This is a genomic window from Streptomyces yunnanensis, from assembly GCF_029011865.1.
Classification (GTDB): Bacteria; Actinomycetota; Actinomycetes; order Streptomycetales; family Streptomycetaceae; genus Streptomyces; species Streptomyces yunnanensis.
Window position 1 is genome coordinate 6,495,086 of record NZ_CP095749.1, and the last position, 24,765, is coordinate 6,519,850.

22 protein-coding genes are annotated in these 24,765 nt (G+C 72.0%); 11 read left to right on the forward strand and 11 right to left on the reverse strand.

Annotated elements, in window-relative coordinates:
- Window positions 1-12: 12 nt before the first annotated feature.
- Both MOV08_RS28325 and MOV08_RS28330 read right to left on the reverse strand, forming a co-directional pair.
- Window positions 13-969: an ACP S-malonyltransferase gene (locus MOV08_RS28325; protein WP_039636863.1), complete on the reverse strand. Its 957-nt coding sequence runs from the start codon at window positions 967-969 to the stop codon at window positions 13-15.
- Between the two features lie 88 nt (window positions 970-1,057).
- Window positions 1,058-2,242 carry a PucR family transcriptional regulator gene (locus MOV08_RS28330; protein ID WP_039636865.1) on the reverse strand — a complete coding sequence of 395 codons (1,185 nt, stop codon included), beginning with the start codon at window positions 2,240-2,242 and terminating at the stop codon, window positions 1,058-1,060.
- A gap of 58 nt (window positions 2,243-2,300) precedes the next feature.
- On the opposite strand from MOV08_RS28330, the gene MOV08_RS28335 reads away from it, so the two are divergent.
- Window positions 2,301-2,972: a pirin family protein gene (locus MOV08_RS28335; RefSeq protein WP_275309384.1), complete on the forward strand. Its 672-nt coding sequence runs from the start codon at window positions 2,301-2,303 to the stop codon at window positions 2,970-2,972.
- Between the two features lie 43 nt (window positions 2,973-3,015).
- On the opposite strand, the gene MOV08_RS28340 is transcribed toward MOV08_RS28335, so the two are convergent.
- On the reverse strand, window positions 3,016-3,837 hold the full coding sequence (locus MOV08_RS28340) for a serine hydrolase domain-containing protein (protein WP_039636869.1): 822 nt from the start codon (window positions 3,835-3,837) through the stop codon (window positions 3,016-3,018).
- Between the two features lie 256 nt (window positions 3,838-4,093).
- Here MOV08_RS28340 and MOV08_RS28345 point away from each other — a divergent pair, with 256 nt between their 5' ends.
- Window positions 4,094-4,609 (forward strand): MerR family transcriptional regulator, encoded by a 516-nt coding sequence (locus tag MOV08_RS28345; RefSeq protein ID WP_275309385.1) that lies wholly within the window; start codon window positions 4,094-4,096, stop codon window positions 4,607-4,609.
- 5 nt (window positions 4,610-4,614) lie between these two features.
- Window positions 4,615-5,637, forward strand: coding sequence for an aldo/keto reductase (locus MOV08_RS28350; RefSeq protein ID WP_275309386.1), 1,023 nt, complete (start codon window positions 4,615-4,617; stop codon window positions 5,635-5,637).
- Between the two features lie 78 nt (window positions 5,638-5,715).
- On the opposite strand, the gene MOV08_RS28355 is transcribed toward MOV08_RS28350, so the two are convergent.
- From MOV08_RS28355 to MOV08_RS28385, 7 genes are all read right to left on the reverse strand, one after another.
- Window positions 5,716-7,047 (reverse strand): acyltransferase family protein, encoded by a 1,332-nt coding sequence (locus tag MOV08_RS28355; RefSeq protein WP_275309387.1) that lies wholly within the window; start codon window positions 7,045-7,047, stop codon window positions 5,716-5,718.
- Window positions 7,048-7,093: 46 nt separating this feature from the next.
- Window positions 7,094-8,260 (reverse strand): alpha/beta hydrolase, encoded by a 1,167-nt coding sequence (locus MOV08_RS28360; RefSeq protein WP_275309388.1) that lies wholly within the window; start codon window positions 8,258-8,260, stop codon window positions 7,094-7,096.
- Between the two features lie 218 nt (window positions 8,261-8,478).
- Window positions 8,479-9,159 (reverse strand): response regulator, encoded by a 681-nt coding sequence (locus MOV08_RS28365; protein ID WP_067351978.1) that lies wholly within the window; start codon window positions 9,157-9,159, stop codon window positions 8,479-8,481.
- On the reverse strand, window positions 9,156-10,571 hold the full coding sequence (locus MOV08_RS28370; RefSeq protein ID WP_275309389.1) for a sensor histidine kinase: 1,416 nt from the start codon (window positions 10,569-10,571) through the stop codon (window positions 9,156-9,158). Before MOV08_RS28370 ends, MOV08_RS28365 begins: the two co-directional genes overlap by 4 nt.
- A 127-nt stretch (window positions 10,572-10,698) precedes the next feature.
- Entirely contained in the window at window positions 10,699-11,577 is an 879-nt protein-coding gene (locus tag MOV08_RS28375) for a DUF4429 domain-containing protein (RefSeq protein ID WP_039636884.1), read from the reverse strand.
- 200 nt (window positions 11,578-11,777) lie between these two features.
- Window positions 11,778-12,992: an alpha/beta hydrolase gene (locus MOV08_RS28380; protein ID WP_275309390.1), complete on the reverse strand. Its 1,215-nt coding sequence runs from the start codon at window positions 12,990-12,992 to the stop codon at window positions 11,778-11,780.
- A 172-nt stretch (window positions 12,993-13,164) separates the two neighbouring features.
- Window positions 13,165-13,863 carry a TetR family transcriptional regulator gene (locus tag MOV08_RS28385; protein ID WP_039636888.1) on the reverse strand — a complete coding sequence of 233 codons (699 nt, stop codon included), beginning with the start codon at window positions 13,861-13,863 and terminating at the stop codon, window positions 13,165-13,167.
- Between the two features lie 115 nt (window positions 13,864-13,978).
- On the opposite strand from MOV08_RS28385, the gene MOV08_RS28390 reads away from it, so the two are divergent.
- Together MOV08_RS28390 and MOV08_RS28395 are read left to right on the forward strand one after the other, a co-directional pair.
- A complete protein-coding gene (locus MOV08_RS28390) occupies window positions 13,979-15,580 on the forward strand; it encodes an MFS transporter (RefSeq protein WP_039636890.1) in 1,602 nt (533 codons plus the stop codon).
- Window positions 15,581-16,146: 566 nt separating this feature from the next.
- Window positions 16,147-16,569 (forward strand): peptidase inhibitor family I36 protein, encoded by a 423-nt coding sequence (locus MOV08_RS28395; protein WP_073442099.1) that lies wholly within the window; start codon window positions 16,147-16,149, stop codon window positions 16,567-16,569.
- A 98-nt stretch (window positions 16,570-16,667) separates the two neighbouring features.
- Here MOV08_RS28395 and aceE read toward each other — a convergent pair whose 3' ends face one another.
- A complete protein-coding gene (gene aceE / locus MOV08_RS28400; RefSeq protein WP_039636893.1) occupies window positions 16,668-19,415 on the reverse strand; it encodes a pyruvate dehydrogenase (acetyl-transferring), homodimeric type in 2,748 nt (915 codons plus the stop codon).
- Between the two features lie 517 nt (window positions 19,416-19,932).
- Between aceE and MOV08_RS28405 the strand changes: the two genes are divergently transcribed.
- The 6 genes from MOV08_RS28405 to MOV08_RS28430 all read left to right on the forward strand — a co-directional run bounded on the left by MOV08_RS28405 (window position 19,933) and on the right by MOV08_RS28430 (window position 24,760).
- The gene (locus MOV08_RS28405; protein ID WP_275309391.1) at window positions 19,933-20,355 is read left to right on the forward strand and encodes a DUF3052 domain-containing protein; all 423 of its coding nucleotides are present in this window, start codon (window positions 19,933-19,935) and stop codon (window positions 20,353-20,355) included.
- 325 nt (window positions 20,356-20,680) lie between these two features.
- Window positions 20,681-21,139, forward strand: coding sequence for a peroxiredoxin (locus tag MOV08_RS28410; RefSeq protein WP_067352000.1), 459 nt, complete (start codon window positions 20,681-20,683; stop codon window positions 21,137-21,139).
- A 161-nt stretch (window positions 21,140-21,300) separates the two neighbouring features.
- Window positions 21,301-21,876: a TerD family protein gene (locus MOV08_RS28415; protein WP_039636901.1), complete on the forward strand. Its 576-nt coding sequence runs from the start codon at window positions 21,301-21,303 to the stop codon at window positions 21,874-21,876.
- A 116-nt stretch (window positions 21,877-21,992) separates the two neighbouring features.
- Window positions 21,993-22,568, forward strand: coding sequence for a TerD family protein (locus MOV08_RS28420; RefSeq protein ID WP_275309392.1), 576 nt, complete (start codon window positions 21,993-21,995; stop codon window positions 22,566-22,568).
- Between the two features lie 208 nt (window positions 22,569-22,776).
- The gene (locus MOV08_RS28425; RefSeq protein ID WP_275309393.1) at window positions 22,777-23,922 is read left to right on the forward strand and encodes a DUF475 domain-containing protein; all 1,146 of its coding nucleotides are present in this window, start codon (window positions 22,777-22,779) and stop codon (window positions 23,920-23,922) included.
- Window positions 23,923-24,022: 100 nt separating this feature from the next.
- Window positions 24,023-24,760, forward strand: a complete 738-nt coding sequence (locus MOV08_RS28430; protein ID WP_039641745.1) for a TerD family protein — start codon at window positions 24,023-24,025, stop codon at window positions 24,758-24,760.
- Window positions 24,761-24,765: the final 5 nt, after the last annotated feature.

The window sequence follows — 24,765 nt, forward strand, 5'->3', positions numbered from 1 at the left end:
GCGCTACGACTCCTATTCGGCCGGTGCTGCGGGAGCGGCGTCCGCTGCGGTGGCGATCAGTTCACGGGCCGCGTCGAGGTCGTCGGGCGTCTTGAGGGCGAGCGTCTTCACCCCGGGCAGGGCGCGCTTGGCCAGACCCGTGAGGGTGCCGCCGGGCGCGGCCTCGACGAGCGCGGTGGCACCGAGCTCCTTGAAGGTCTCCGTGCAGCGGTCCCAGCGCACCGGGTTGGCCACCTGGCCGACGAGCCGCTGCACCACGTCCTGGCCGGAAGTGACCACCTGGCCGTCCTTGTTGGAGACGTACCGGGTGCACGGGTCGGCCGGGGACAGCTCGGTGACCGCGGCCTCCAGGGCCGAGACGGCAGGTGCCATGTGGTGAGTATGGAACGCGCCGGCCACCTTCAGCGGCACGACCCGTCGGGTGCCCTCAGGCTTGTCGGCGACCAGCGCGGCGATCTGCTCGGCGGTGCCCGCGGCGACGATCTGCCCGGCGCCGTTCACGTTCGCCGGGGTCAGGCCGAGCTTCTCCAGGTGCGGCAGGACGACGTCCTCGTCGCCGCCCAGCAGCGCGGCCATACCGGTCTCGGTGACGGCGGCGGCCTCGGCCATCGCCAGCCCGCGACGGCGCACCAGGGCCATCGCCTCGGCGTCCGTGAGGGTGCCGGTCAGGGCCGCGGCGGCGAGCTCACCGACGCTGTGGCCGGCCGCCGCGCCGACCTGCCCGGCGAGCGCCTCGGGCGTCGGGAACAGCTGCCGCGCGGAGATCAGGGCCGATGCCACCAGCAGGGGCTGCGCCACCGCGGTGTCGCGGATCTCGTCTTCGGTTGCCTTGGTGCCGTAGTGGACGAGGTCCAGGTCGATGGCCTCGGACCATTCGCGGAGCCGGTCCTCGACTCCGGGGAGGTCGAGCCAGGGGATCAGGAAGCCGGGCGTCTGAGCGCCTTGGCCGGGAGCGACGAGTACGAGCACCCTCACACTCTCTCTTGCGGGAGGTCCCGCCCGCCCGTGGGGACAGGGACGAAGAACCATCGGGGGAATTGTTGGTGTTCGACAAAGTCTAGGGTTGCGCCTCACCGTCAGCGAGACGCCCCAGAATCAGGGCGATACGCAGCGTGAATGCGGAGCGCACATCGGACGGTGACCATCCGGTGACGTCCGTCACACGACGGAGCCGATAGCGCACGGTGTTGGGGTGGACGAACAGCATCCGGGCGGCGCCCTCCAGACTGCTCGCCTGCTCCAGATAGACGCTCAGCGTCTCCAGCAGCGCCGACCCCGCTTCTTCGAGCGGTCTGTAGATCTCCTCCACCAGCTGCTCCCGCGCGACCGGGTCCGAGGCCATCGCGCGCTCCGGCAGCAGGTCGTCCGCGAGCACCGGCCGGGGGGCGTCCGGCCAGGCCGCGCAGGCCCGCAGGCCGGCCGCCGCGGCCTGCGCCGAGCGGGTCGCGGCGAGCAGGTCGGAGACCACCGGGCCGGCCACCACGGGACCGGCGGCGAACGGCCCGATCAGCGCCTTGGCGGCCTTGAGCGGATTGTCCGAACCGCCCGCGATCACCACCAGCCGGCTGCCCAGCACACCGGTCAGCACCTGGAGCTTGGCGTGCCGGGCGGCCCGCCGGATCGCCTCGACGGTCAGCTCGCTGTCGCCGTCCGGGGCGGTGCCCAGCACCACGCACACATGCTCCGGCGCGTTCCAGCCGAGGGCCGCGGCCCGGGAGACCGCGCCCTCGTCGGCCTCCCCGGAGAGCACCGCGTTGACCACCAGGGACTCCAGGCGGGCGTCCCAGGCGCCGCGCGCCTCGGCGGCCTGCGCGTAGACCTGGGCGGTGGCGAAGGCGATCTCCCGGGCGTAGACCAGGAGCGCCTCGCGCAGCACGGACTCGTCGCCCGGTGCCGCGACGTCGTCGATCGCGGACTCCATCACCTCGATCGTGGTGCGGACCATCTCCACCGTCTGCCGCAGGGTGATCGCCCGGGTCAGCTCGCGCGGCGCCGTGCCGAAGACGTCGGTGCTGATCGCCTGCGGTGTCTCCGGATGCCGGAACCACTCGGTGAACGCGGCGATGCCGGCCTGCGCCACCAGGCCGATCCAGGAACGGTTCTCCGGAGGCATCGCGCGGTACCACGGCAGCGTGGCGTCCATGCGGGAGATCGCCGCGGCGGCCAGCTTGCCGGAGGAGTTCTCCAGCCGTCGGAGGGTCGCGGAGTGCGGGTGCGCGTCGCGCGATGCGGGTTCAGACACGGGACCAAGCCTGCCCTATCGGGATGAGGGGGTGGAGCGGTGGGGCTACGGTGGCCCGATGATTCAGGTGCGCAGGGGCGAGGAACGCTATCGGGGCGGCGACGCGGACGCCGGGATCGAGTCGCGGCACGCGTTCTCCTTCGGGCCCCACTTCGACCCGGACAACCTGCGCTTCGGCGCGCTGGTCGCCTGCAACGAGGAGCGCCTGGCGCCCGGCGCCGGGTTCGACGAGCACCCCCACCGGGACACCGAGATCGTCACCTGGGTCGTCGAGGGCGAGTTGACCCACGGCGATTCGACCGGGCATGCCACGACCGTACGCCCCGGGGACCTGGCGCGGCTCAGCTCCGCCGGCGGCGTCCGGCACGTCGAGCGCAACGACGGCACGGCGCCGCTGCGCTTCGTCCAGATGTGGCTGACGCCGCTCGCCCCCGGCGGTGAGCCGGAGTACGAGGTGGTGCGGGAGGTCGCCGACGGCGTGCCCCACCGTCTGCCGCGGGCCGGCGCCGCGCTGCGGGTGTGCCGCCTCGGGGCGGGCGGGCGCACCGCCGTCCCGGATGCCGCGCGGGTCTACGTCCATGTCGTACGGGGCGAGGTGTGGCTGGGCGCCGAGCACCTGGTGGCCGGGGACGCGGCGCGGATCGGTGAGGAGCACGGGCTGGAGCTGGTGGCGCCGGAGGGGGCCGAGTGCCTGGTGTGGGAGATGGGGACGGAGCCGGTGTACGGGTGAGCCCGCGTGCCGGCTCCGGGCACCGGTGGTCGGCGGCCGGGACTCAGCGCTGCCCGGCCAGCTCGGCCAGGACCGCGTCGGTCAGCGCCGGCCACGCCTCGACGGCCCACGGGCCGAAGTCCCGGTCGGTCAGTGCGACACAGGCCGCCCCGGCCGCCGGGTCCACCCACAGGAACGTCCCGGACTGCCCGAAGTGTCCGAACGTGTCCGGCGAGGAGGCCGCGCCCGTCCAGTGCGGCGCCTTCCCGTCGCGGATCTCGAAGCCCAGCCCCCAGTCGTTGGGCTTCTGGTGGCCGTAGCCCGGCAGCACCCCGGCCAGGCCCGGGAAGACCACCCGCGTCGCCTCGGCGAGGGTCCCCGACGCCAGCAGCCGCGGCGCCTGGAGCTCGGCCGCGAAGCGGACCAGGTCCGCGACGGTGGAGACGCCGTCCTTGGCCGGTGAGCCGGCCAGCTCGGTCGACGTCATCCCCAGCGGGGCCAGCACCGCCTCGTGCAGATACTGCGGGAACGGGATATCGGTGGCCTTGGCGAGGTGGTCGCCGAGCACCTCGAAGCCGGCGTTGGAGTAGATCCGGCGGGTGCCCGGGACGGCCATCGGGCGCGCCTCGTCGAACGCCAGGCCCGAGGTGTGGGCGAGCAGATGACGGACCGTCGACCCCTCCGGTCCGGCCGGCTCGTCCAGCTCGACGGCGCCCTCCTCGATGGCGACCAGTGCGGCGTAGGCGGCCAGCGGCTTGGTGACGGACGCCAGCGGGAAGCGGTGCTCCAGCGGGCCGTACGATCCGGCGACCGAGCCGTCGGCGCGTACGACGGCGGCCGCGGCGGTGGGCACCGGCCAGTTCTCGATCATCCCCAGGCTCTGCATGGTCCCGAGCCTACGGGGTGCCCAGGGCCCCGTCGTCACCCTCCCGCCTGCCTCGCGGTCCGGGCGAACGGCGGGAGCGTGACGACAGGGCGCTGGGCCTTCAAATTCCGGTCAAGACCGACCGCGGTCGGTGCTTGCTTGGAGTGCACTCCAACTCTCTAGCGTTGAGGAAGTCGGCAGGCGCCCGGCGGAACGACCGGCGGCGCGATGACGTCCCGGGCGCGCGCCCGGGAAGCGAGTGGGGGTAGGACGCGGCATGACGGTGACGCAGAGCGAACCGGTGACCGGCGGCACGGTCGTGGAGGGACTGCCGAAGGTGGTGCGCACCCGGCCGCGGCCGGCCACGGCCGCGGGCTGCGCGACCCCGCGCGCCCCCCACCCGCGGCCGGCCGGCCAGGACCGGTACACGATCAGCGAGGTGGCCGAGCACACCGGCCTCAGCGCCCACACCCTGCGCTGGTACGAGCGGATCGGCCTGATGCCGCACGTGGACCGGACGCACACCGGCCAGCGGCGCTTCACCAACCGCGATCTGGACTGGCTGGAGCTGGTCTCCAGGCTGCGGCTGACCGGCATGCCGGTGGCGGACATGGTCCGGTACGCGGAGCTGGTGCGGGAGGGCGAGAGCACCTTCCCCGAGCGTGAGGAACTGCTCACCCGGCACCGCGAGGACGTGCGGCAGCGGATCGCCGACCTGCAGAGCACGCTGGACGTTCTCGACTACAAGATCGATATCTACGCCGACGCCCGGCGGGCGTCCGAGAGGTTCTGAATTCCATGGCGAACGACACGAAGATCGGCACCGTCCAGCTGGGCACCGGCGGCCCGCGGGTCGGCGTCCAGGGCCTGGGCTGCATGGGGATGAGCTGGGCCTACGGACCCACCGAGGACGTCGGCGAGGCGCGGGCCACCCTGGAGCGCGCCCTGGAACTGGGCATCACGCTCTACGACACCGCCGACGTCTACGGCGACGGGGAGAACGAGAAGTTCATCGCCCCCTTCGTCCAGGCGCACCGCGACGAGGTCGTCCTGGCCACCAAGTTCGCGCTGGGCCAGGATCCGAAGGACCCCACCAGGCGCGTCATCCGCAACGACCGCCCCTACATCCGCCAGGCCGTCGAGGCCAGCCTCCGGCGCCTCGGCGTCGAGCAGATCGACCTCTACTACATGCACCGCCGCGCCGTGGACGTCCCCGTCGAGGAGACGGTCGGCGCGATGGCCGAGCTGGTCGCCGAGGGCAAGGTGAAGTACCTGGGCCTGAGCGAGGTGACCGGTTCCGAGCTCCGCGCCGCCCAGGCCGTGCACCCGATCGCCGCGGTCCAGTCCGAGTGGTCGCTCTTCAGCCGCGACATCGAGTCGGGCGTGGTCCCGGTCGCCGCCGACCTCGGCGTCGCCCTCGTCCCGTACTCGCCGCTCGGCCGCGGCTTCCTGACCGGCTCCTTCGTCCACGCCGACCAGGAACTGGCCGCCGACGACTTCCGCCGCCAGCAGCCCCGCTTCACCGGCGACAACGCGGCGGCCAACGCGGCTCTCCTGGAGCCGGTCCGCACGGTCGCCGACGCACACGGCGCGACGCTCGGCCAGATCGCGCTCGCCTGGGTGCAGCAGCAGGCCGACGCGCGCGGGCTGGCGGTCGTCCCGATCCCCGGCACCCGCAGGCGCGGGCGGGTCGAGGAGAACGTCGGCGCGACCCGGATCCGGCTGACCGCGGAGGAACTGGCGCTGCTGGAGCCGATCGCGGGCAAGGTGGCCGGCGACCGCTACGCCGACATGCGGTTCACCTCGGCCGGGCGGGAGTAGCCGCCGGCCGGCGGGTGCGCCGCGGGGCGCCGGGGCAGGTGTCGTCCACCCGCCGTGGCGCCCCGGCGCCCGCACCGGCTACGCATAGCCCAGCGCGAACACCGCGAAGGCCGCCGCCAGCACCGCGGCACTCGTCCGCAGGGTCCGCCCGACGCCCGCCCAGGGCGCCTCGAAGCGGCGGGTGACCGCCCCGATGAGGACCAGCAGGACGGCGAGGACCGGCATCCAGGCCAGCCGCTCCGGGATCCAGGCGACCGCGTCCGGCGCGGTCGTCAGACCCGGTACGGCGCCCACGATCGACGCCGGCACGGCCGCCGCGAACATCGCCGTCTGGTGCCAGCACAGGATCGTCATCGCGGACAGGTTGATCACGACCACCGGCGCCCACAGGGCGGGCCGGCGCAGCAGCCCGGCCAGCTTGTTCCGGAGCAGCACCGCCGCCCCGGACTGGGCCGCGGCCAGCGCCAGGACCAGCAGCGACGGCGGATGGGAGTTGGTGCGGTCCTGGCCGGGGACGCCCACCATGCTCGCCGGGTAGTGGAAGAACACCAGCAGCGTGGCGAACAGCGCGGTGCCGCCCAGCAGCAGGCCCCAGGCGGCGCGCCGGCCGAGCCGCCGTTCGCCCCAGCAGACGCCGAGTTGGTAGGCGAACAGCCAGCCGGGCAGCAGGTTGAGCAGGCTCAGCCAGGACGGCATGGCCGCGGCGAACGGCCCGTAGCGCAGGAAGTCCACGGCGGCGACCGACGCCAGCAGCGGCGCCGCGCTCCACAGGCCCAGTCGCCGCGCGGCGGCGGCGCAGTACGGGGTGAGCGCGGTGACCACCGCGTAGATGCCGACGAACCACAGCGGTTGGATGACCAGCGTCGCCCCCGTGCGCAGCGTCGCGGTGGGCACGCCCAGGCCGTGCAGCAGCGGGATCAGCGTGGCCCAGACGGCGGTCACGCCCAGCACCGGGCGGCCCAGGCGGGCGATCCGGCCGCCCAGCCACCGGGTGGTCGAGCCGCCGCGTGCGGCGGTCCGCCGCAGGGACAGCACCGAGGCATGGCCGCCCACCAGGAAGAAGATGCCGAGCATCTGCAGCAGCCAGCTCGCCGGGGCGAGGAAGCCGAGCGCGGTCAGCGGGCTGGCGTTGTGCAGCGCGCCGTCGGCGTCCCGGGTGAAGCCGCCGAGCAGCCAGTGCCCGGTGGGGACGGCGAGCAGGGCGAGGGCGCGCAGTCCGTCGATGGCCCGGTCCCGGTCGGCCGGGGTGCGGGCGTCGACGGCGCGCACGGCGGCGCCGGCCCTGGCGCGGACGGAGCGGACGGAGCGGACGGCGCGGACCGGGGCGGCGGGGCCGGCGGCCCGTCCGGCGGGCGGCCGGTGCGCGCTGGCGGTGGGGCTGGTGCGAGTGAGGTGGCTCTTGGTGGTCATGTGAGGGAGGTCCTTCGGGCGAACGACGGGAGTTTGACGACAGGCCCTAGCGCACGTCGGCGTAGCGCCCCAGCGCGATCGCGGCGAAGTTGCGGAGGGAGTCGGTGCCGGGGGCGAGATAGCCGGTGTGGCCCTGGGCCCGCTCGGCGGGCACCCGGCGGGCGCCGAACGCCGGATCGGTCGGGTCCGTGCCGTGCCCCAGGCCGAACAGCTCGACGTTCGGGACGTCGCCGATCCAGTCCGAGGCGTCCCGCGCCGCCCAGATCCGGGCCGTGGTGTGCAGCTCCGCGGTGCTGTCCCGGCGCATCCCGGGCGAGCCGAAGACGACGAGGTCGGCGAGCCGGCCGCGGCCGGTGTGCGGGACGGCCAGTCCGCAGACCACCGACCCGTAGCTGTGGCACAGCACGGCCGGGGCGGGGGTCCCGGTGGCGGCCAGGCCGGCCAGGAAGCGGGTCAGCCGGGGCGCGCCGGCCTCGGCGAGCCGTCCGGTGACGGCGTCCGGGCCGAGGCCGGCCGGGGTGGTGTACCCCACCCAGGCGATCACCGCCGTCCGCACGCCGGGCGCCTCGGCGGCCATCTGCCGGCGCAGCGAGGTGGCCATCCCGGTCGGCGTGCCGTACGGGTCGGTGGCGCGGTCGAACGTGGTCAGGTCGATGTCCGAGCCCGGCACGATCACCGCGACGCGCTGCGCGGTCGCCAAGTCGCCGTGCACTTCCGCCACTTGGCCTCGTCCGCGCGGGTCGAAGGCGAGGATCCGGCGGCCGGGCGCGAGCAGCGCGGTGTAGCGCTCGGCCGTCTTCCTGGCCTGCCGGTGGTCCTGGAGGGTGCCCGCCGGGTCGGTGGCGCGGGCCAGCTCGCGGTCCCGTTCCGCGCGCAGGGCGCGGGCGTTGGCCTCGTAGCGCAGGGCGACCGGCGCGCCGTCGAGGTTGCCGACGGTCAGCGGGTGCCGGGCGGCGAGCGCCTGCCGCTGGGCGTCGGTCAGGCCGGCGAAGAACCGGGCGACGTCGGCGGGGGAGGCGCTCGCCGGGTCCGGCAGGCGCACCCCGAGCGAGTGGTCGGCGCGCCAGGCGGCGGCGCCGGGGGCCGGGCCGGTGACCGCGGTCTGCGCGGAACCGGCCGCCCAGCCGCCGGTCCCCGCGACGACGGCCAGCGCGAGGACGGCGGCGGCGAGCGTCCGCTTGCCGCGTCGGGCGGCGTTCCGCAGCACGGTCATGGTGGTCTCTCCCTCTTCCAGCGGTGTGGCGGAGGGAAAGGTAGAAAGCCGCTGCGTGACGCGGCGTCACACCGCGGAGCCAACTCCCGGGTGATACCGGGGTAGGGGGTCCCGACCGGCGGTCGTACCCCGGGAGGAGGAGCCGGGGGCTGCCCCCTCAGGGGTGGTGGGGCTACCCCGAAGACCGGGTGGGGACAACCCGAAACGGCGGTATCCGCTCACCGCTCGCCGGGTGAGACCAGCCCCGACTCATAGGCGAAGATCACCGCCTGGGCGCGGTCGCGCAGCTCCAACTTGGCTAGCACCCGGCCGATATGGGTCTTCACGGTCTGCTCGGCGAGGATCAGCCGCTCGGCGATCTCCTGATTGGACAGACCGCGGGCGATCAGCTCCAGCACCTCCGTCTCGCGCGGGGTGAGGCCGTTGAGCCGCAGCGCGGTGCGGTCCGTACGGGGCGCCGGCCGCTGGCGGGCGAAGTCGGCGATCAGCCGGCGGGTCACCGACGGCGCGAGCAGCGCCTCCCCGGCCGCCACCACCCGGACCGCGGAGATCAGGTCGGCCGGCGGTGCGTCCTTGAGCAGGAAACCGGACGCGCCCGCCCGCAGTGCCTCGTAGACGTAGTCGTCGACGTCGAAGGTGGTCAGCATCAGCACCTTCGGGCGGTGGGTGACCCCGATCGGCGGGTGGAGCAGCTGACGGGCCGCCTCCAGCCCGTCCATCTCCGGCATCCGGACGTCCATCAGCACCACGTCGGGGTGCACCTGCCGGCTCAGCCGGACGCCCTCGGCGCCGTCCGCAGCGTCGCCCACCACGTCGATGTCGCTCTGCGCGGCGAGCAGCGCGGCGAAACCCGCCCGCACCATGGCCTGGTCGTCGACGATGATCACGCGGGTCGTCATGGGGCGTCGGAGTCCTTCGGGGAGAGGGGGTCGGGCGGGGTGCGCGGTGCGGAGAGCGGGAGTTGGGCGGCGACCCGGAAGCCGCCGTCGGGCAGCGGGCCGGTGTCCAGCGTGCCATCCACCAGGCGCACCCGCTCCCGCATTCCCACCAGGCCGTGTCCGGTGCCGCTGGTCTCCAGCGGCGCGGTCACCGGCGGGGCGGGCGGTTCGTTGACCACCAGCACCGTCAGCCGCGCGCGGTCGGCGGTCACCGTCACCGACACCCGGGTCGACGCGCCCGGAGCGTGCCGCACCACGTTGGCCAGCGCCTCCTGGACGATGCGGTACGCCGACAGGTCCACCGCCGGTTCGAGCGCCACCGGCTCCCCGGGCAGCGCCAACTCGACCGGCACACCGGCCCGTACGGTCGCCTCGACCAGCTTCGGCAGCTGGCCGACCCCGGGCTGCGGGGCCTTCTCCGGGGCGTCCTGCCGCTCGGTCTCCTCGCTGCGCAGCACCCCGAGCAGACGGCGCATCTCGGCCAGCGACTCGCGGGCGCTCGCCGCGATCGCCCCGAACTCCTCCTGGGCCTCCTGGGGTATCCCGCTGATGCGGTACGGGGCGCTGTCGGCCTGGACCGTGATCACCGACATGTGGTGGGCGACGACGTCGTGCAGCTCGCGGGCGATGCGGGCGCGCTCCTCCAGCAGGGTGCGGCGGGCCCGCTCGGCTTCGCTGATGGTCTCCTGTTCCAGCAACTTCCGCTGGGCGTCGCCTCGTTCCCGCAGGGCGGCGCCGAGCAGCAGCACCACGCCGGACAGCACGAACATCAGCACCCAGGAGCTCTCGCTGCGGTCGGGCGCGACCGCCTCGAAGAGGATCCCCGTCACCCCGGTCGTGAGCCAGACCGCGATCAGGGTGCGCCGCCGCTCGCGCACCGACAGCGCCAGCATCAGCGCGAGATAGCCGACGATCACCGTGGGCGGCCACGGCCACGGGCGGCCCGCGACACCGTCGACGCCGGTCAGCACCACCGCGCACACGACGTTCGCCCCGAACATCACCCACCACGCCTGCAGCGGCCGGGTCACCGCGAGCAGCAGCGGCACGCTCTGCGCGGTCGCCAGCGCGCCGGCGAGGCTGCCGGCCATGCCGTAGTCGTTGTGGAGGACATTGACCCCCGACGGCAGCAGGGACACCGCGAACGCGAACGCCACCGCGTACGGCAGGTTGCGCACCCAGCGGCGCTGGACGTTGCCGAACAGCGGGGTGCCGGGGCGGTTCGGGGTGCCGAGCTCGGTGGCGAGCACCCGCAGCGCGGGCCGCGCGGCCCCGGCCACCCGGCGGGCGACGCGCAGCGCGGACTCGCGGGTCGGCCGGCGCCCGTCGCCGCCGGTCGGCCCGTCTTCGGAGAGGAGAGATCGTTTGGACATCGCGGGATCAATGTAAGCGGACCGCACGCGGCCGGGCGTCATACCGTGGTGCGGGCTTCGGCCCCGTACCACGGTATGACACCGGGCGTCGGTGCCGCGGGCCGGCCGCCGGGGGAGCACCCGCCGCTCACAGCTCCGCCAGCAACTCCGCCTTCTTCGTGCTGAATTCGACGTCCGTCAGCAGTCCCGCCTCGTGCAGCTCGCCGAGGTGCCGGATCCGGTCGGCGATGTCGGCCGGGTCCCGGCCGGTGCTGCCGGCGCGCCGCACCGTCGCCCGCTCCGGCCCGTCCGGCGCGGGCCCGGCGGCCCGCACGGCCTGGAGGACGGAGGCCGCGAACGGCAGGGACTCGTGGACCGGCCCGTAGCCGAGCCCGAAGACCACCGCGGCCGGGTCCTGGTCCGCCTCGCCCGAGGGCCGCTCGGGGGCGTCCCGCTCCAGCAGCCGCAAGTAGCCGTTGAGGATCTCCGGCGAGCGCCACTCCACCCCGGCCAGCTCGCCGATCGCGAAGGTCTGGTCGCCGCTCTTCCACTTCGCCGACGACGCGCCCGTCCAGAACCAGCGGAAGACCACCGACCGGCCGTCGAAGGACGCCTTGCCGTCGTACGCCTTGAAGTGCAGCGGGGGCGGGGGCGCGGCCACCAGGTGCCGCTCGGCCGGTTCCTTGGCGGCGGGGCCCAGCGCCGCGCGCAGCTCGTCGGCGTAGTACGAGGCCAGCGTCTCGCGGTCGGCCGGCAGCACCAGCCGGTAGGGGTCGGCGTCCTCCTTGAGCTGTCCGTTCGCCGCCTCCATCAGGGGGTCGGCGCCCTGCCGCGGCACGGCGTGCAGCACCACCGTGCCGCGCCTGCCCGCGGAGACCTCGACGGATCTCAGCGCCTCGTACGGAATGCGTCGCTCGCCGAGCGCCTGGAACAGCCTCGGCCTGCGGATCCCCCGTTCGAAGCGGATGAGTACGGAGTCCGAGTCGAACTCCCAGGCGGCGTGAAAACCGACTAGCACATCACCCATGCGGCTCATCGTATGCGGGTGGTTGCCCGCCCGTCCCCCTTCCGGACACCAGCGCTACGCGTGTCAAAAGGGCTCCCGGTCGCCCGGTCGTCGCCCTTGCCCTGTTCACGTCACCCGGCGCGGGCGCGGTTCCCGCGGGTACGGCCCGTCCCCGGGCGCCGGGCCGTACCCGCGGGCGCCGGCGGTGGCGCGGCCGGCCGTCAGGCCAGGTCCGCGCTGCAGCGGGGGTCGCTGGCGGCGCAGTCCACCGACCCGAGGTCGCCCACCCCGACGAGGGCGAAGTTGCGCAGGCTCTGGGTGCCGGGCGCGAAGTAGCCGGCGTGGCCGGCCGCGCCCTGGGCGGAGAGGATCCGGGCGCCGAAGGACGGATCGACCGGGTCGGCACCGTGGCCGAGCCCGCCGACCTCCAGGTACGGCACGTCCTGGATCCAGTCGTCGGCGTCCCGCATCGCCCAGACCCGGGCGCGCGTGCCCAGGCCCGACAGGTTCCCGGCCCGCATGCCGGGGCTGCCGGCCACCGCGATGTCGGTGACGTCGGCAGGGAGGTCCCGGGCCGCGACCCCGCACACCACGGAACCGTAGCTGTGGCAGAACAGCGAGACGGAGTCGGTGGACGGCAGCGCGTCCACCAGGGACCGCAGGCGGACGGCCCCGGCCCGGGCGAGCTGCCCGGTGGCCGCCTCGACGCCCAGTCCGGACGGCGTGGTGTAGTCGGCCCAGGCGATCACCGCTGTACGGGCGCCGGGGCGGGCCGCCCGCTCGGCTTCGTACAGGGACTTCGCCATGCCCACGGGGGCGGCGGTCGCCTTGGCGGTGCGCTCGAAGGTCGAGAGGTTGGTGTCCACGCCGGGTACCACCACGGAGACCCGGTCGGCGGTGGCGAGGTTGCCGAAGACCTCCGCGGCCCGTCCGTCGCCCGCCGGGTCGAACGCCAGGATCTGCCGGCCCGGGCTCATCAGGGATTCGAGGCGGTGCATCAGCCGGCTCGCCTCCTGGCGGCCGACGGGCGTGAGCCGGTGATCGTCCATGCGCCGCTTCTCGATCACGCGGGCGTCGTCGATCGCCATCTGGTTGGCGCGGTACCGGAGCGTGACGGGGGCGCCACCCATGTTGCCGACGACCAGCGGGTAGCGGTGCGCCAGCTGCGCGCGCTCGGCCCGGTCGAGGGAGGCGAAGAAGGCGCGGACGGTGGCCGGTGCGGCGTCGGGGTCGGGCAGCGGCCGTCCGTGGAACGTGGCGTGCCGCCAGGCGTTCTTCGCGGTGGCCAGGGGGTTGGCGTCCTCCTTGGTGCTTCTGATGGCCGTCCAGCCCGTGATGGCGAGCATCACGAACACCACCAGCAGGGCGAGCGCGGTACGCCAGACAGTGGACTGCAGGAAACCGGAGGAGGGAGCGAGGCCCGGGAAAGAAGTCACCGCGGGCCACCCTAGGAGACGAGGGAGGGTGCCCGCGGGTCCCCGTGAGGCATCTCACGTTTCGTGCAGGGTATTTGTGTCAAAACGGACACATTGCATCGTCGTTCGATGCTCGGTTGTGCAGGCCCGGTCTCATTGAGGCGTGAACCGATCACGCACCGGGCGGGGGGCGTTACGCCTGGTCGCGGGCGTGTTCATGCCCGGCGCGAGGGGTCCCCTTCCCCCGCCAGTCGGTCTCGATCGCCGGTCCGATGTGGTCCAGATAGGACTGGGTCACGTCGCGGATCGCCGCCACGCTGCAGTCGTGGCCCTCGCCCCACACCTTCCCGGCCACCCGCATCACGCCGCTGAACGCCGCGACCAGCACCCGCGGGCGCGGGTCGACGTCCACGTCCAGCCCCTCCCGCCGGGCGATCAACTGGGCGATCTGCTCCTCCAGTTCGGTGAAGCGCCGCAGGTGCGCGGCGACCAGCGCCGGAGTCGACTCGATCATCTGGAACGTGCGCATGTACAGATCCACCGGGATCACCGACGCGATGGCGTTGCCGATCTCGTCCCAGGCGGTCAGTACCGCGCCGCGCAGGGCGGGCAGCGGCGGCTCGTCCGCCGGCCGGGCCCGAAGCTCCTCCAGGAAGCGCGCCTCGACCATGTCCTGGACGGCGAAGGTCACTTCCTGCTTGTTGCTGAAGTACCGGAAGAAGGTGCGCTGCGAGACGTCCACGGCCTCGGCGATCTCGTCGATCGTCGTGGCCTCGTAGCCCTGCTCCGTGAACAGCTCCAGCGCCGCGCGGATCAGGGCGTCGCGGGTGCGCTGCTTCTTGCGTTCGCGCAGCCCGCCGGGGGGAGTTGTCTGCGGCGTCGGGTCCGCCATCCTGCGCCGCCTTTCCGTGGAATTCTCGCTGCTCAGGATACCTGTGAGCTAAATGACAGTTACCGACTCATGAATTACTTTGTCAACTGTCAGTAGCTGACATTAGCCTCGAATCATGAGCTCTCAGACCCCGGTTGCCCACGTCGCACCGGAACTTCCCGTACCGGAGCCTCGCAAGGGGCTGCGGGGCCATCCCTGGTTGACGCTGTTCTCCGTCGCCATCGGCGTGATGATGGTGGCGCTCGACGGCACGATCGTCGCCATCGCCAACCCGGCCATCAAGCAGGATCTGGACGCGTCGCTCGCCGACGTGCAGTGGATCACCAACGGCTACATGCTCGCCCTGGCCGTCTCGCTGATCACGGCCGGCAAACTCGGTGACCGCTTCGGCCACCGCCAGACCTTCCTGATCGGCATCACCGGCTTCGCCGTCGCCTCCGCCGCCATCGGGTTCTCCAGCCAGGTCGCGCTGGTCATCGTCTTCCGCGTGCTGCAGGGGCTGTTCGGTGCGCTGCTGATGCCCGCCGCGCTGGGCCTGCTGCGCGCCACCTTCCCCGCCGAGAAGCTGAACATGGCCCTCGGCATCTGGGGCATGGTCATCGGCGCCTCCACCGCCGGCGGCCCGATAGTCGGCGGACTGCTGGTCGAGCACGTCAGCTGGCAGTCCGTCTTCTTCATCAACGTGCCGGTCGGCGCGCTGGCCCTGGTCCTCGGCCTGGTGATCCTCAAGGACCACCGCGCGGAGAACGCCCCCCGCTCCTTCGACATCCCCGGCATCGTGCTGCTGTCCGGCGCGATGTTCTGCCTGATCTGGCCGCTGATCAAGGCGACGGAGTGGGGCTGGGGCTCCATGACGACCTGGGGCTTCCTGATCGGCTCGGTCGTCCTCTTCGGGCTCTTCGCGGTCCTGGAGACCCGGGTGCGCGAGCCGCTCATCCCGCTGCGGATGTTCCGCTCCGTGCCGCTGACCGCGGGCACGGTCCTGATGGTCCTGATGGCCTTCGCCTTCATGGGCGGCCTGTTCTTCGTGACGTTCTACCTCCAGAACGTCCACGGCATGTCCCCCGTCGACAGCGGCCTGCACCTCCTCCCGCTGACCGGCATGATGATCGTCGGCTCGCCGCTCGCCGGCGCGCTGATCACCAAGTTCGGCCCGCGCATCCCGCTGGTCGGCGGCATGGTCGTCACCGCCGTCGCGATGTACGGCATGTCCGGGCTGGACGCCGGCACCACCACCGGCCCGATGTCCGTCTGGTTCGCCCTGCTCGGCCTGGGCCTCGCGCCCGTCATGGTCGGCGCCACCGAGGTCATCGTGGGCAACGCCCCGCTGGAGCTCTCCGGCGTCGCCGGCGGTCTCCAACAGGCCGCGATGCAGGTCGGCGGCAGCCTCGGCACCGCCGTGCTCGGCGCGGTGATGGCCTCCCGCGTCGACCACGACCTTCCGGGCAAGTGGCAGGGCGCCGGCCTCCCGCCGCTGCGGCCCGAGCAGCTCTCCATGGCGTCCGACGCCGTCTCGGCGGGCCTCGCGCCGGTGCCGAAGGGCACCCCGAAGCTGTACGCCGAGAAGATCACCGCGGTCGCCCACGACACCTTCGTCTCCGGCATGGGCCTGGCCTTCACGGTCGCCTGCGGGGTGGCGGTGCTCGCCGCCGCCGTCGCGCTCTTCACCAAGCGCGGCGAGAACGCGGAGGCGGGCGCAGGCGTCGGCCACATCTGACCCTCGCCGCACCGACGCCCCGCGGCGTCACCCGGTCCGTCCCACGGCGCGCGACCGGCCGAGGCACCCCCTCGGTCGGCCGCGCGCCGTCGCGCGTACGGGAGCGAACACGGGGCCCGGCCCCCGCCCCTCCGCGTCAACCCGTCGCTCTCCTCCCGCGTCCGCCGGCAATCGCCACACGCCAGACGGCAGTTGGCCACGGGACCGCACACCGGATCCCTCATCCGGATGAAGCGAGCCGGGAACCGCCGCCCCCGGTCCCCGCCTCCTGGGCGAGCGGCCCGCCCGACTCCCGTGCCGCGCCGGCGAGGAACGGTTTCCGCACCCCGCCCCGGCCGCCCGCGACGCGTCAACTCCGCGTGGCAGCAGGCCGATTCACCCCCGACGAGTTATCCCCATACCTGATCCGGGTGGAGGAGCGGCCACGGCCTTGGCGGACGGCCCCGCTCCGCCGCACGCTCGATCCCGAACCCGCCGTGGGCACCCCGCCCGCAGCGGACGCCACCGCCGTGGCCGCGCCGAGACCGCGCGGCCCGCCACGGCCACGACACGGGGGAGAGACTCCTATGCGCATCCACGCGTCCCGCACGTTCCGCAGCACCGCGCTCGTCACCGGCCTCGCCGCACTGGCCGCGGCCCTGCTCACGCCGTCCGCCCTGGGCGCCCCGACCGCCCACGGGTCCGGCGGCGGCCACGCCCGGACCGCCGCAGGCAACTGCGCGGCCGGTCAACTGTGCCTCTGGCCGGGCACGGAGTTCGGCGGCCGGCGGCAGACCTACGAGCTGTCCGGCACCGACATCGAGAGCTGTGTGACCCTCCCCAAGGGGATGACCGCCGCCTCGCTCGCCAATCGCACCGGCCGCCCGGTCACCACCTACCAGAGCGCCGTCTGCGCCGAGACCGGCGAGTTCGACACCTACCCGGGCGGCGGCAGCTGGGTGCCCCGATCCCCCTACCAGGTAAGGGCGTTCAAGCTGTGGGAGCACTGAGCCGGTCGTCCGCGGCGGACGCACCGCGCCCCCCGACCGGCGGGCTTCGCCGGTCGGGGGGCGCGGGGGAGAGGGTGCGGCGGACGACCGCGGGAAGGTCAGGCGTCGCCGCCGGCCTCACCCGCGTCGGCGGCCGCCACGTCCAGGAGCTGGTAGCGGTCGATGGCCTGCTTCAGCAGCGAGCGGTCGACCTTGCCCTCCTTGGCCAGCTCGGTGAGCACGCCGAGCACGATCGACTGGGTGTCGATGTGGAAGAAGCGGCGGGCGGCACCGCGGGTGTCCGCGAAGCCGAAGCCGTCGGCGCCCAGCGACTGGTACGTGCCGGGCACCCAGCGCGCGATCTGGTCCGGGACGGAACGCATCCAGTCCGAGACCGCGAGCGTCGGGCCCTCGGCGCCCTGGAGCTTCTGCGTCACGTACGGGACGCGCTGCTCCTCCTCCGGGTGGAGCAGGTTGTGCTCCTCGACCTCCACCGCGTCGCGGCGCAGCTCGTTCCAGGACGTCGCCGACCACACGTCGGCCTTGACGTTCCACTCGTCCGCGAGGATCTGCTGGGCCTCCAGGGCCCACGGCACCGCGACGCCCGAGGCGAGGATCTGGGCCGAGTGCTCGCCCTTGCCGCCCGGCTTGATCCGGTGCAGACCCTTGAGGATGCCCTCGACGTCGACGTCCTCCGGCTCGGCCGGGTGCACGATCGGCTCGTTGTAGACGGTCAGGTAGTAGAAGACGTCCTCGCCCGGCCGGCCGTCGGCGGTCTCGCCGTACATCCGCCGCAGACCGTCCTTGACGATGTGCGCGATCTCGTAGCCGTAGGCCGGGTCGTAGGCGACACAGGCCGGGTTGGTCGAGGCCAGCAGCTGGGAGTGGCCGTCGGCGTGCTGCAGACCCTCACCGGTCAGGGTGGTGCGACCGGCGGTCGCACCGAGCACGAAGCCGCGCGAGAGCTGGTCGGCCATCTGCCAGAACTGGTCGCCGGTCCGCTGGAACCCGAACATCGAGTAGAAGACGTAGACCGGGATCAGCGGCTCGCCGTGGGTGGCGTACGCGGAGCCGGCCGCGATCAGCGACGCGGTGCAGCCCGCCTCGGTGATGCCGTCGTGCAGCATCTGGCCGGTCGGCGACTCCTTGTAGGCCAGCAGGAGTTCGCGGTCCACCGACTCGTAGCTCTGGCCCAGCGGGTTGTAGATCTTGGCCGACGGGAAGAACGCGTCCATGCCGAAGGTGCGGTACTCGTCCGGCGCGATCGGCACGAAGCGCTTGCCGATCTCCTTGTCCCGCATCAGGTCCTTCAGGATGCGGACGAACGCCATGGTCGTGGCGATCTTCTGCGCCCCGGAGCCCTTCTTGGCGGTGGCGTACGCCTTGTCGCCGGGCAGCGCCAGCGGCTTGGCGCGCACGACACGGGTCGGCACATAGCCGCCCAGCCCCTTGCGGCGGTCGTGCATGTACTGGATCTCTTCGGACTTCTCACCCGGGTGGTAGTACGGCGGCAGGCCGTCCTCCAGGTCCTTGTCCGGGATCGGCAGGTGCAGCCGGTCGCGGAAGCGCTTGAGGTCCTCGACCGTCAGCTTCTTCATCTGGTGCGTGGCGTTGCGACCCTCGAAGTTCGGGCCGAGGGTCCAGCCCTTGACGGTCTGGGCCAGGATCACGGTCGGCTGGCCCTTGTGGGCCTTGGCCGCCGCGTACGCCGCGTAGATCTTCCGGTGGTCGTGGCCGCCGCGACCCAGGTGCAGGATCTGGTCGTCGGTCATGTTCTCGACCATCGCGCGCAGTCGGTGGTCGTCACCGAAGAAGTGCTGGCGGATGTACGCGCCGGTCTCGGTGGCGTAGGTCTGGAACTGGCCGTCGGGGGTGGTGTTGAGCTTGTTGACCAGGATGCCGTCGCGGTCCTGCGCCAGCAGCGGGTCCCAGCTGCGGTCCCACACCAGCTTGATGACGTTCCAGCCGGCGCCGCGGAACTGCGACTCCAGCTCCTGCATGATCTTGCCGTTGCCGCGGACCGGGCCGTCCAGCCGCTGGAGGTTGCAGTTGACGACGAAGGTCAGGTTGTCCAGGCCCTCACGGGCGGCGATGGACAGCTGGCCGAGCGACTCGGGCTCGTCCATCTCGCCGTCGCCGAGGAACGCCCAGACATGCGACTTGGAGGTGTCGGCGATGCCGCGGGCCTCCATGTAGCGGTTCATCCGGGCCTGGTAGATCGCGCCGAGCGGGCCCAGGCCCATCGAGACGGTCGGGAACTCCCAGAAGTCCGGCATCAGCCGCGGGTGCGGGTAGCTGGAGAGGCCGTAGGGCGCCTTGGACTTCTCCTGGCGGAAGGCGTCCAGCTGGGCCTCGCTGAGGCGGTCCAGCAGGTAGGCGCGGGCATAGATGCCGGGGGAGGCGTGGCCCTGGAAGAAGACCTGGTCGCCGCCGTCGCCCTCGTCCTTGCCGCGGAAGAAGTGGTTGAAGCCCACGTCGTACAGCGAGGCGGAGGAGGCGAAGGTGGCGATGTGGCCGCCGACGCCGATGCCCGGGCGCTGGGCGCGCGAGACCATGACGGCGGCGTTCCACCGGGTCGCGTTGAGGACCTTGCGCTCGATCTCCTCGTTGCCCGGGAAGAACGGCTCGTCCTTGGTCGCGATGGTGTTGACGTAGTCCGTGCTCCGCATCTCGGGCACGGCCACACGCCGTTCACGGGCGCGCTCGATCAGCCGGAGCATGAGGTAGCGGGCGCGTTCCCGGCCTCGCTCGTCGACGGCCGCGTCGAGCGAGTCGAGCCATTCCTGGGTCTCTTCGGGATCGAAGTCCGGGACCTGGCTGGGAAGGCCGCCAATGATGATCGGGTTTCGATCGGATCCGGAAGCCACGCTGTTCCTTCGTGTTCGGTTCGTGTCGTGCTGCGCCTGCTGCTGCCGCTGCGCACGGGAACGAATGTTGTCTGGGCCTTGTGTCGCGCCGTCTTCCATCGTGTACCGAGCCACTGGGATACGTCACCTCTACCGATGGGTAACCACCCGCTGGGAGAGGGCGCTGAGAGGGCCGATTCGTGTGGTCGGCCAAATCGCAACCATACGCCCATCGCGAAACGCCCCGGCGTGCGGCCGCGCAGCGGCCGGTGGGGGAGCGCGGATGCTCCGATACCCTGCGCGGGGGCCATTCCTTCCCGCGTACCCCATATACCCGGCACAATGCTGTGGTGCGTATCACTTCATGGTGTCCTGGTGAGGGGCGGGCCGCGACGGCGGGCCCGTCGATCGTCACCGTTTCGGCGGTCTCGATCGCCGGGTACTTGCGCGATCCGCCCGGCACGTGTGGACTACGCCCAATGCTCCGCGCACGCGCGGGGTCCCCGAGTATTTTCCGAAACATGACAGGAGGCAATCCGTGAGCGCGACCGCGGACCACGCGGAGGAGCGGACCAACCCTGCCGCCAAGCTGGGGTTCGAGCCCGGACAGGTGGTCCAGGAGATCGGCTACGACGACGACGTCGAGCAGGAGCTCCGCGAAGGCATCGAGGCCATCATCGGCCAGGAACTCGAGGACGAGGACTACGACGATGTCGCTGATGTCGTCGTCCTGTGGTTCCGAGACGACGATGGTGATCTCACGGACGCGCTGGTGGACGCCATCGGTCTGATCGACGAAGGCGGCCAGATCTGGCTGCTGACGCCCAAGACGGGCCGCGACGGCTACATCGAGCCGAGCGACATCAACGAGGCCGCACAGACCTCGGGTCTGTCGCAGACCCGGAGCATCAACGCGGGCAAGGATTGGACCGGCAGCCGGCTGATCTCGCCCAAGCGCTGACCCTGCCGCGTCACTCGACGTCCTCGCCGAGCCCCTTCCGGAAGCGTTCCGGAAGGGGCTCGGCGCAGTTCAGGCGCGGTGCACCGGCCGTAGGCCCTGCCGTCGCACTCCCGCCTGCCGGTCGTCGCCCGGCACGCACTCTCGCCGCACCGGGCGACGACCCCAGTACTCCAGTACAGAGGTCGTCGCCCGGCACGCCGAGAGCACGCACCGAACGCCGCCCGGCCTGCCCTCCGGGCAGACGGCGGGAGTGCGACGGCAGGGCCTAGGCCCGGGCGCGTAGGGTGGTCGCGTCCAGTTGAGAGTGACGCGGGAAGGAAGTCCCATGGCGATCGAGGTCGGCACCAAGGCTCCGGATTTCGAGCTGAAGAACCAGCACGGCGAGCTGGTGAAGCTCTCCGACTTCCGTGGCGAGAAGAACGTCGTCCTGCTCTTCTACCCCTTCGCCTTCACCGGCGTGTGCACCGGTGAGCTGTGCGCGCTCCGCGACGAGCTGCCGAAGTTCGTCAACGACGACGTGCAGCTGCTGGCGGTCTCCAACGACTCGCCGTTCTCGCTGCGGATCTTCGCCGAGCAGGAGGGCCTGGAGTACCCGCTGCTGTCGGACTTCTGGCCGCACGGCGCGGCGTCCACCGCCTACGGCGTCTTCGACGAGGAGAAGGGCTGCGCGGTCCGCGGCACCTTCGTCATCGACAAGGAGGGCGTGGTGCGCTGGACGGTCGTCAACGGCCTGCCCGACGCCCGCGACCTCAACGACTACGTCAAGGCCCTCGAAACCCTCTGAGTCCTTTCGTCACGCAGGGCGCGGCGCCGGACATCCGTCAAGATCCATGTGCGATTTCTGCATTCGGCGGGAACCGGTCACTAGGATCAAATCGTTGATCCGATGCCATGCACGATGGGGGCGCACATCATGACGTACCCCTCGAATCTACGGGAGGACTCGTGGGAGTCAGCCTCAGCAAGGGCGGCAACGTCTCGCTGACGAAGGAAGCCCCCAATCTGACCGCCGTTCTCGTCGGTCTGGGCTGGGACGCGCGTACCACCACCGGTACGGACTTCGACCTGGACGCCAGCGCCCTGCTGACGAATGACCAGGGCAAGGTCGCCAACGACCAGAACTTCGTGTTCTTCAACAACCTCAAGAGCCCGTGCGGTTCGGTTGAGCACACCGGTGACAACACCACCGGTGAGGGCGAGGGCGACGACGAGGCCATCAAGGTGAACCTCGCCGGTGTCCCCGCCGACGTCAGCAAGATCGTGTTCCCGGTGTCGATCTACGACGCCGAGACCCGCCAGCAGAGCTTCGGCCAGGTCCGCAACGCCTACATCCGCGTGGTCAACCAGGCCGACGGCAAGGAGCTGGCGCGCTACGACCTGAGCGAGGACGCCTCGACCGAGACCGCCATGGTCTTCGGCGAGCTGTACCGCAACGGCGCGGAGTGGAAGTTCCGCGCCATCGGTCAGGGCTACGCCTCGGGCCTGCGCGGCATCGCGCAGGACTTCGGCGTCAACGTCTGACCGCACGACGCAACCGCGTCCGGCGCCGTACGCCCCTGCCCGGGGAGTGCGGCGCCGGACGCGTTTGAGGGGCGTGAGCCGCGCCCCGCACCGACACCGGGGAGGAAACGAACACCATGGGCGTCACACTCGCCAAGGGGGGCAACGTCTCCCTTTCCAAGGCCGCTCCGCATCTCACCCGGATCGCGGTCGGCCTCGGCTGGGACGCGCGGTCCACCACGGGAGCGCCGTTCGACCTCGACGCCAGCGCGCTGCTGTGCCGGTCGGGCCGGGTGCTGGGGGACGAGTACTTCGTCTTCTACAACAACCTCAGGAGTCCCGAGGGATCCGTCGAGCACACCGGTGACAACCTCACCGGCGAGGGGGAGGGCGACGACGAGACGATCCTGGTCGACCTCACCCAGGTCCCCGAGCAGGTGGAGGCCATCGTCTTCCCGGTCTCGATCCACGAGGCCGATCTGCGCGGCCAGAGCTTCGGCCAGGTCGGCAACGCCTTCATCCGCATCGTCGACCAGTCCGACGGCGGCGAGCTCGCCCGCTACGACCTCAGCGAGGACGCCGCCGGAGAAACCGCGATGATCTTCGGCGAGGTCTACCGCCGGAACGGCGAGTGGAAGTTCCGCGCGGTCGGCCAGGGGTACGCCTCCGGGCTGCGCGGGATCGCCCTGGACTTCGGGGTCGACGTCTCGTGAGCGCCGTGCGCGCGGCGCGGTCCACCGCCGCGCCGCGCGCTCCGTGGGGCGCGTGCCTCAGCCGACCTGGACTCCGACCTGCGGCTCTCCGGCCGGGTCGGGGCCGACCGCCCCGTCCGCAAACTTCGCGCTCTACACTTCGGGTCAACGTTTCGCAAAGCGCCCCGCACCGGCGCGGGGGGACCCACACAGACGGATTGGGTAGGCAGTGCTCCTGAAAACCTTTGGCTGGTCGTTCGCCGTCACGGTGGTCGGCCTCGGCCTGGCCGGCGTCCTCTGGGGGTGGCAGGGGCTCGCGATCGTCGGGATCCTGTCCATCCTGGAGATCTCGCTCTCCTTCGACAACGCGGTCATCAACGCGGGCATCCTGCGCAAGATGAACGCCTTCTGGCAGAAGATCTTCCTCACCGTCGGCATTCTCATCGCGGTGTTCGGCATGCGGCTGGTCTTCCCGGTCATCATCGTCGCGATCACCGCGAAGCTGGGGCCGATCGAGGCGGTCCAACTCGCCGTCAACGACAAGGCGCACTACCAGGAACTGGTCACCAGCGCCCACCCGGCCATCGCGGCCTTCGGCGGCATCTTCCTGCTGATGATCTTCCTCGACTTCATCTTCGAGGACCGCGACTACAAGTGGCTGTCGTGGATCGAGAAGCCGCTCGCCCGGATCGGCAAGCTCGACACCCTCTCCGTCATCGTCGCCCTGGTCGTGCTGCTGGTGAGCGCCCTCACGGTGGCGCCGCACGCCGCGCACGGCGGCGGCGACAAGACCACCACGGTCCTGCTCTCCGGCGTCGCGGGCCTGATCACCTACCTCGTCGTCGGCGGGATCTCCGGCTACTTCGAGGGCCGGCTGGAAGACGAGGACGCGGCCGAGGAGGCCGAGGACGGCGCCGAGCCGGCCGCGGCGGAGAAGAAGGGCAGCGGGACCGGCGCCGCGGTGGGCCTGGCCGGCAAGGCCGCGTTCTTCATGTTCCTCTACCTGGAGGTCATCGACGCCTCGTTCTCCTTCGACGGCGTCATCAGCTCGTTCGCCATCACCAACGACATCTTCGAGATGGCCCTGGGTCTGGGCATCGGCGCGATGTACATCCGCTCGCTGACCGTCTTCCTGGTCCGCAAGGGCACCCTGGACGACTACGTCTACCTGGAGCACGGCGCGCACTACGCGATCGGCGCGCTGGGCGTCATCCTGCTCGTCACGATCCGCTACGAGATCCACGAGGTCATCACCGGCCTGATCGGCGTGGTCCTGATCGCGCTCTCCTTCGGCTCGTCGGTGCTGCGCAACCGGCGCGAGGGCAAGCCGGGCGCGGAGTCGTCGGCACAGTCGGAAGTGACGTCCGGAGTGTGACGGGCCTCTGATTGAGGAACGCTTTCTGCGGGGCGGCCATGGGGAGACACCCACCGGCCGCCCCGTAGGTGGTCCTGGACCGAACTATGGGGTGGGCAAGGTGTCGTTCCTGGGGAACTTGTGGCGTGGCAACGCGCCGAAGTTCGACGGCGGTGGCGCGTCGTACGTCGTCGAGCTGACGAAGCGGAACCCGGTCGTCTCGCTGACGAAGCAGGGGGCGGCCAGCGGCCATCTGCGGGTCAATCTGAGCTGGCAGATGCGGACCTCGGACTTCGGCGAGCGGGGCGGGCAGCGTTCCGCGAGCCTGCTGCGGAACCCGAGCAGGCTGTTCAAACCGGAGATCGTGCAGGCCCAGGGCCCGGCCGTGGTCAACGTGGACCTGGACCTGGCCTGCATGTACGAGCTCCAGGACGGCAGCAAGGGCGTGGTGCAGCCGCTGGGCGACTTCCTCGGCGACCTCAACGCCCCGCCGTTCGTCAAGCTCAGCGGCGACGACCGGTTCGGTTCCGGCTCCGGCGAGACGCTGTACATCAACCTCGACCACCGCGACGAGATCAAGCGGCTGCTGATCTTCGTCTACATCTACGACGGGACCCCGGCGTTCGACCGCACGCACGCGGTGATCACGCTCTACCCGAGCACCGGCCCGCGGGTGGAGCTCAAGCTGGACGAGCGGGCGCCGCAGGCCCGCTCGTGCGCCGTCTTCATGCTGGAGAACGGCAAGGACGGCCTGTCGGTGCGCCGCGAGGTGAAGTACGTCTACGGCTTCCAGGCCGAGCTCGACCGGCTCTACGGCTGGGGACTCCAGTGGGGCCGGGGCTACAAGTCGAAGGTCTGAGGACC

Excerpts from the sequence above, each read along its gene's own strand:
- MOV08_RS28385 (WP_039636888.1), bottom strand. The coding sequence starts at position 13,863 with ATGGCGGACCCGACGCCGCAGACAACTCCCCCCGGCGGGCTGCGCGAA.
- MOV08_RS28420 (WP_275309392.1), top strand. The coding sequence starts at position 21,993 with ATGGGCGTCACACTCGCCAAGGGGGGCAACGTCTCCCTTTCCAAGGCC.
- MOV08_RS28345 (WP_275309385.1), top strand. The coding sequence starts at position 4,094 with ATGACGGTGACGCAGAGCGAACCGGTGACCGGCGGCACGGTCGTGGAG.
- MOV08_RS28410 (WP_067352000.1), top strand. The coding sequence starts at position 20,681 with ATGGCGATCGAGGTCGGCACCAAGGCTCCGGATTTCGAGCTGAAGAAC.
- MOV08_RS28395 (WP_073442099.1), top strand. The coding sequence starts at position 16,147 with ATGCGCATCCACGCGTCCCGCACGTTCCGCAGCACCGCGCTCGTCACC.
- MOV08_RS28350 (WP_275309386.1), top strand. The coding sequence starts at position 4,615 with ATGGCGAACGACACGAAGATCGGCACCGTCCAGCTGGGCACCGGCGGC.
- MOV08_RS28390 (WP_039636890.1), top strand. The coding sequence starts at position 13,979 with ATGAGCTCTCAGACCCCGGTTGCCCACGTCGCACCGGAACTTCCCGTA.
- MOV08_RS28335 (WP_275309384.1), top strand. The coding sequence starts at position 2,301 with ATGATTCAGGTGCGCAGGGGCGAGGAACGCTATCGGGGCGGCGACGCG.
- MOV08_RS28365 (WP_067351978.1), bottom strand. The coding sequence starts at position 9,159 with ATGACGACCCGCGTGATCATCGTCGACGACCAGGCCATGGTGCGGGCG.
- MOV08_RS28370 (WP_275309389.1), bottom strand. The coding sequence starts at position 10,571 with ATGTCCAAACGATCTCTCCTCTCCGAAGACGGGCCGACCGGCGGCGAC.
- MOV08_RS28340 (WP_039636869.1), bottom strand. The coding sequence starts at position 3,837 with ATGCAGAGCCTGGGGATGATCGAGAACTGGCCGGTGCCCACCGCCGCG.
- MOV08_RS28355 (WP_275309387.1), bottom strand. The coding sequence starts at position 7,047 with ATGACCACCAAGAGCCACCTCACTCGCACCAGCCCCACCGCCAGCGCG.
- MOV08_RS28375 (WP_039636884.1), bottom strand. The coding sequence starts at position 11,577 with ATGGGTGATGTGCTAGTCGGTTTTCACGCCGCCTGGGAGTTCGACTCG.
- MOV08_RS28360 (WP_275309388.1), bottom strand. The coding sequence starts at position 8,260 with ATGACCGTGCTGCGGAACGCCGCCCGACGCGGCAAGCGGACGCTCGCC.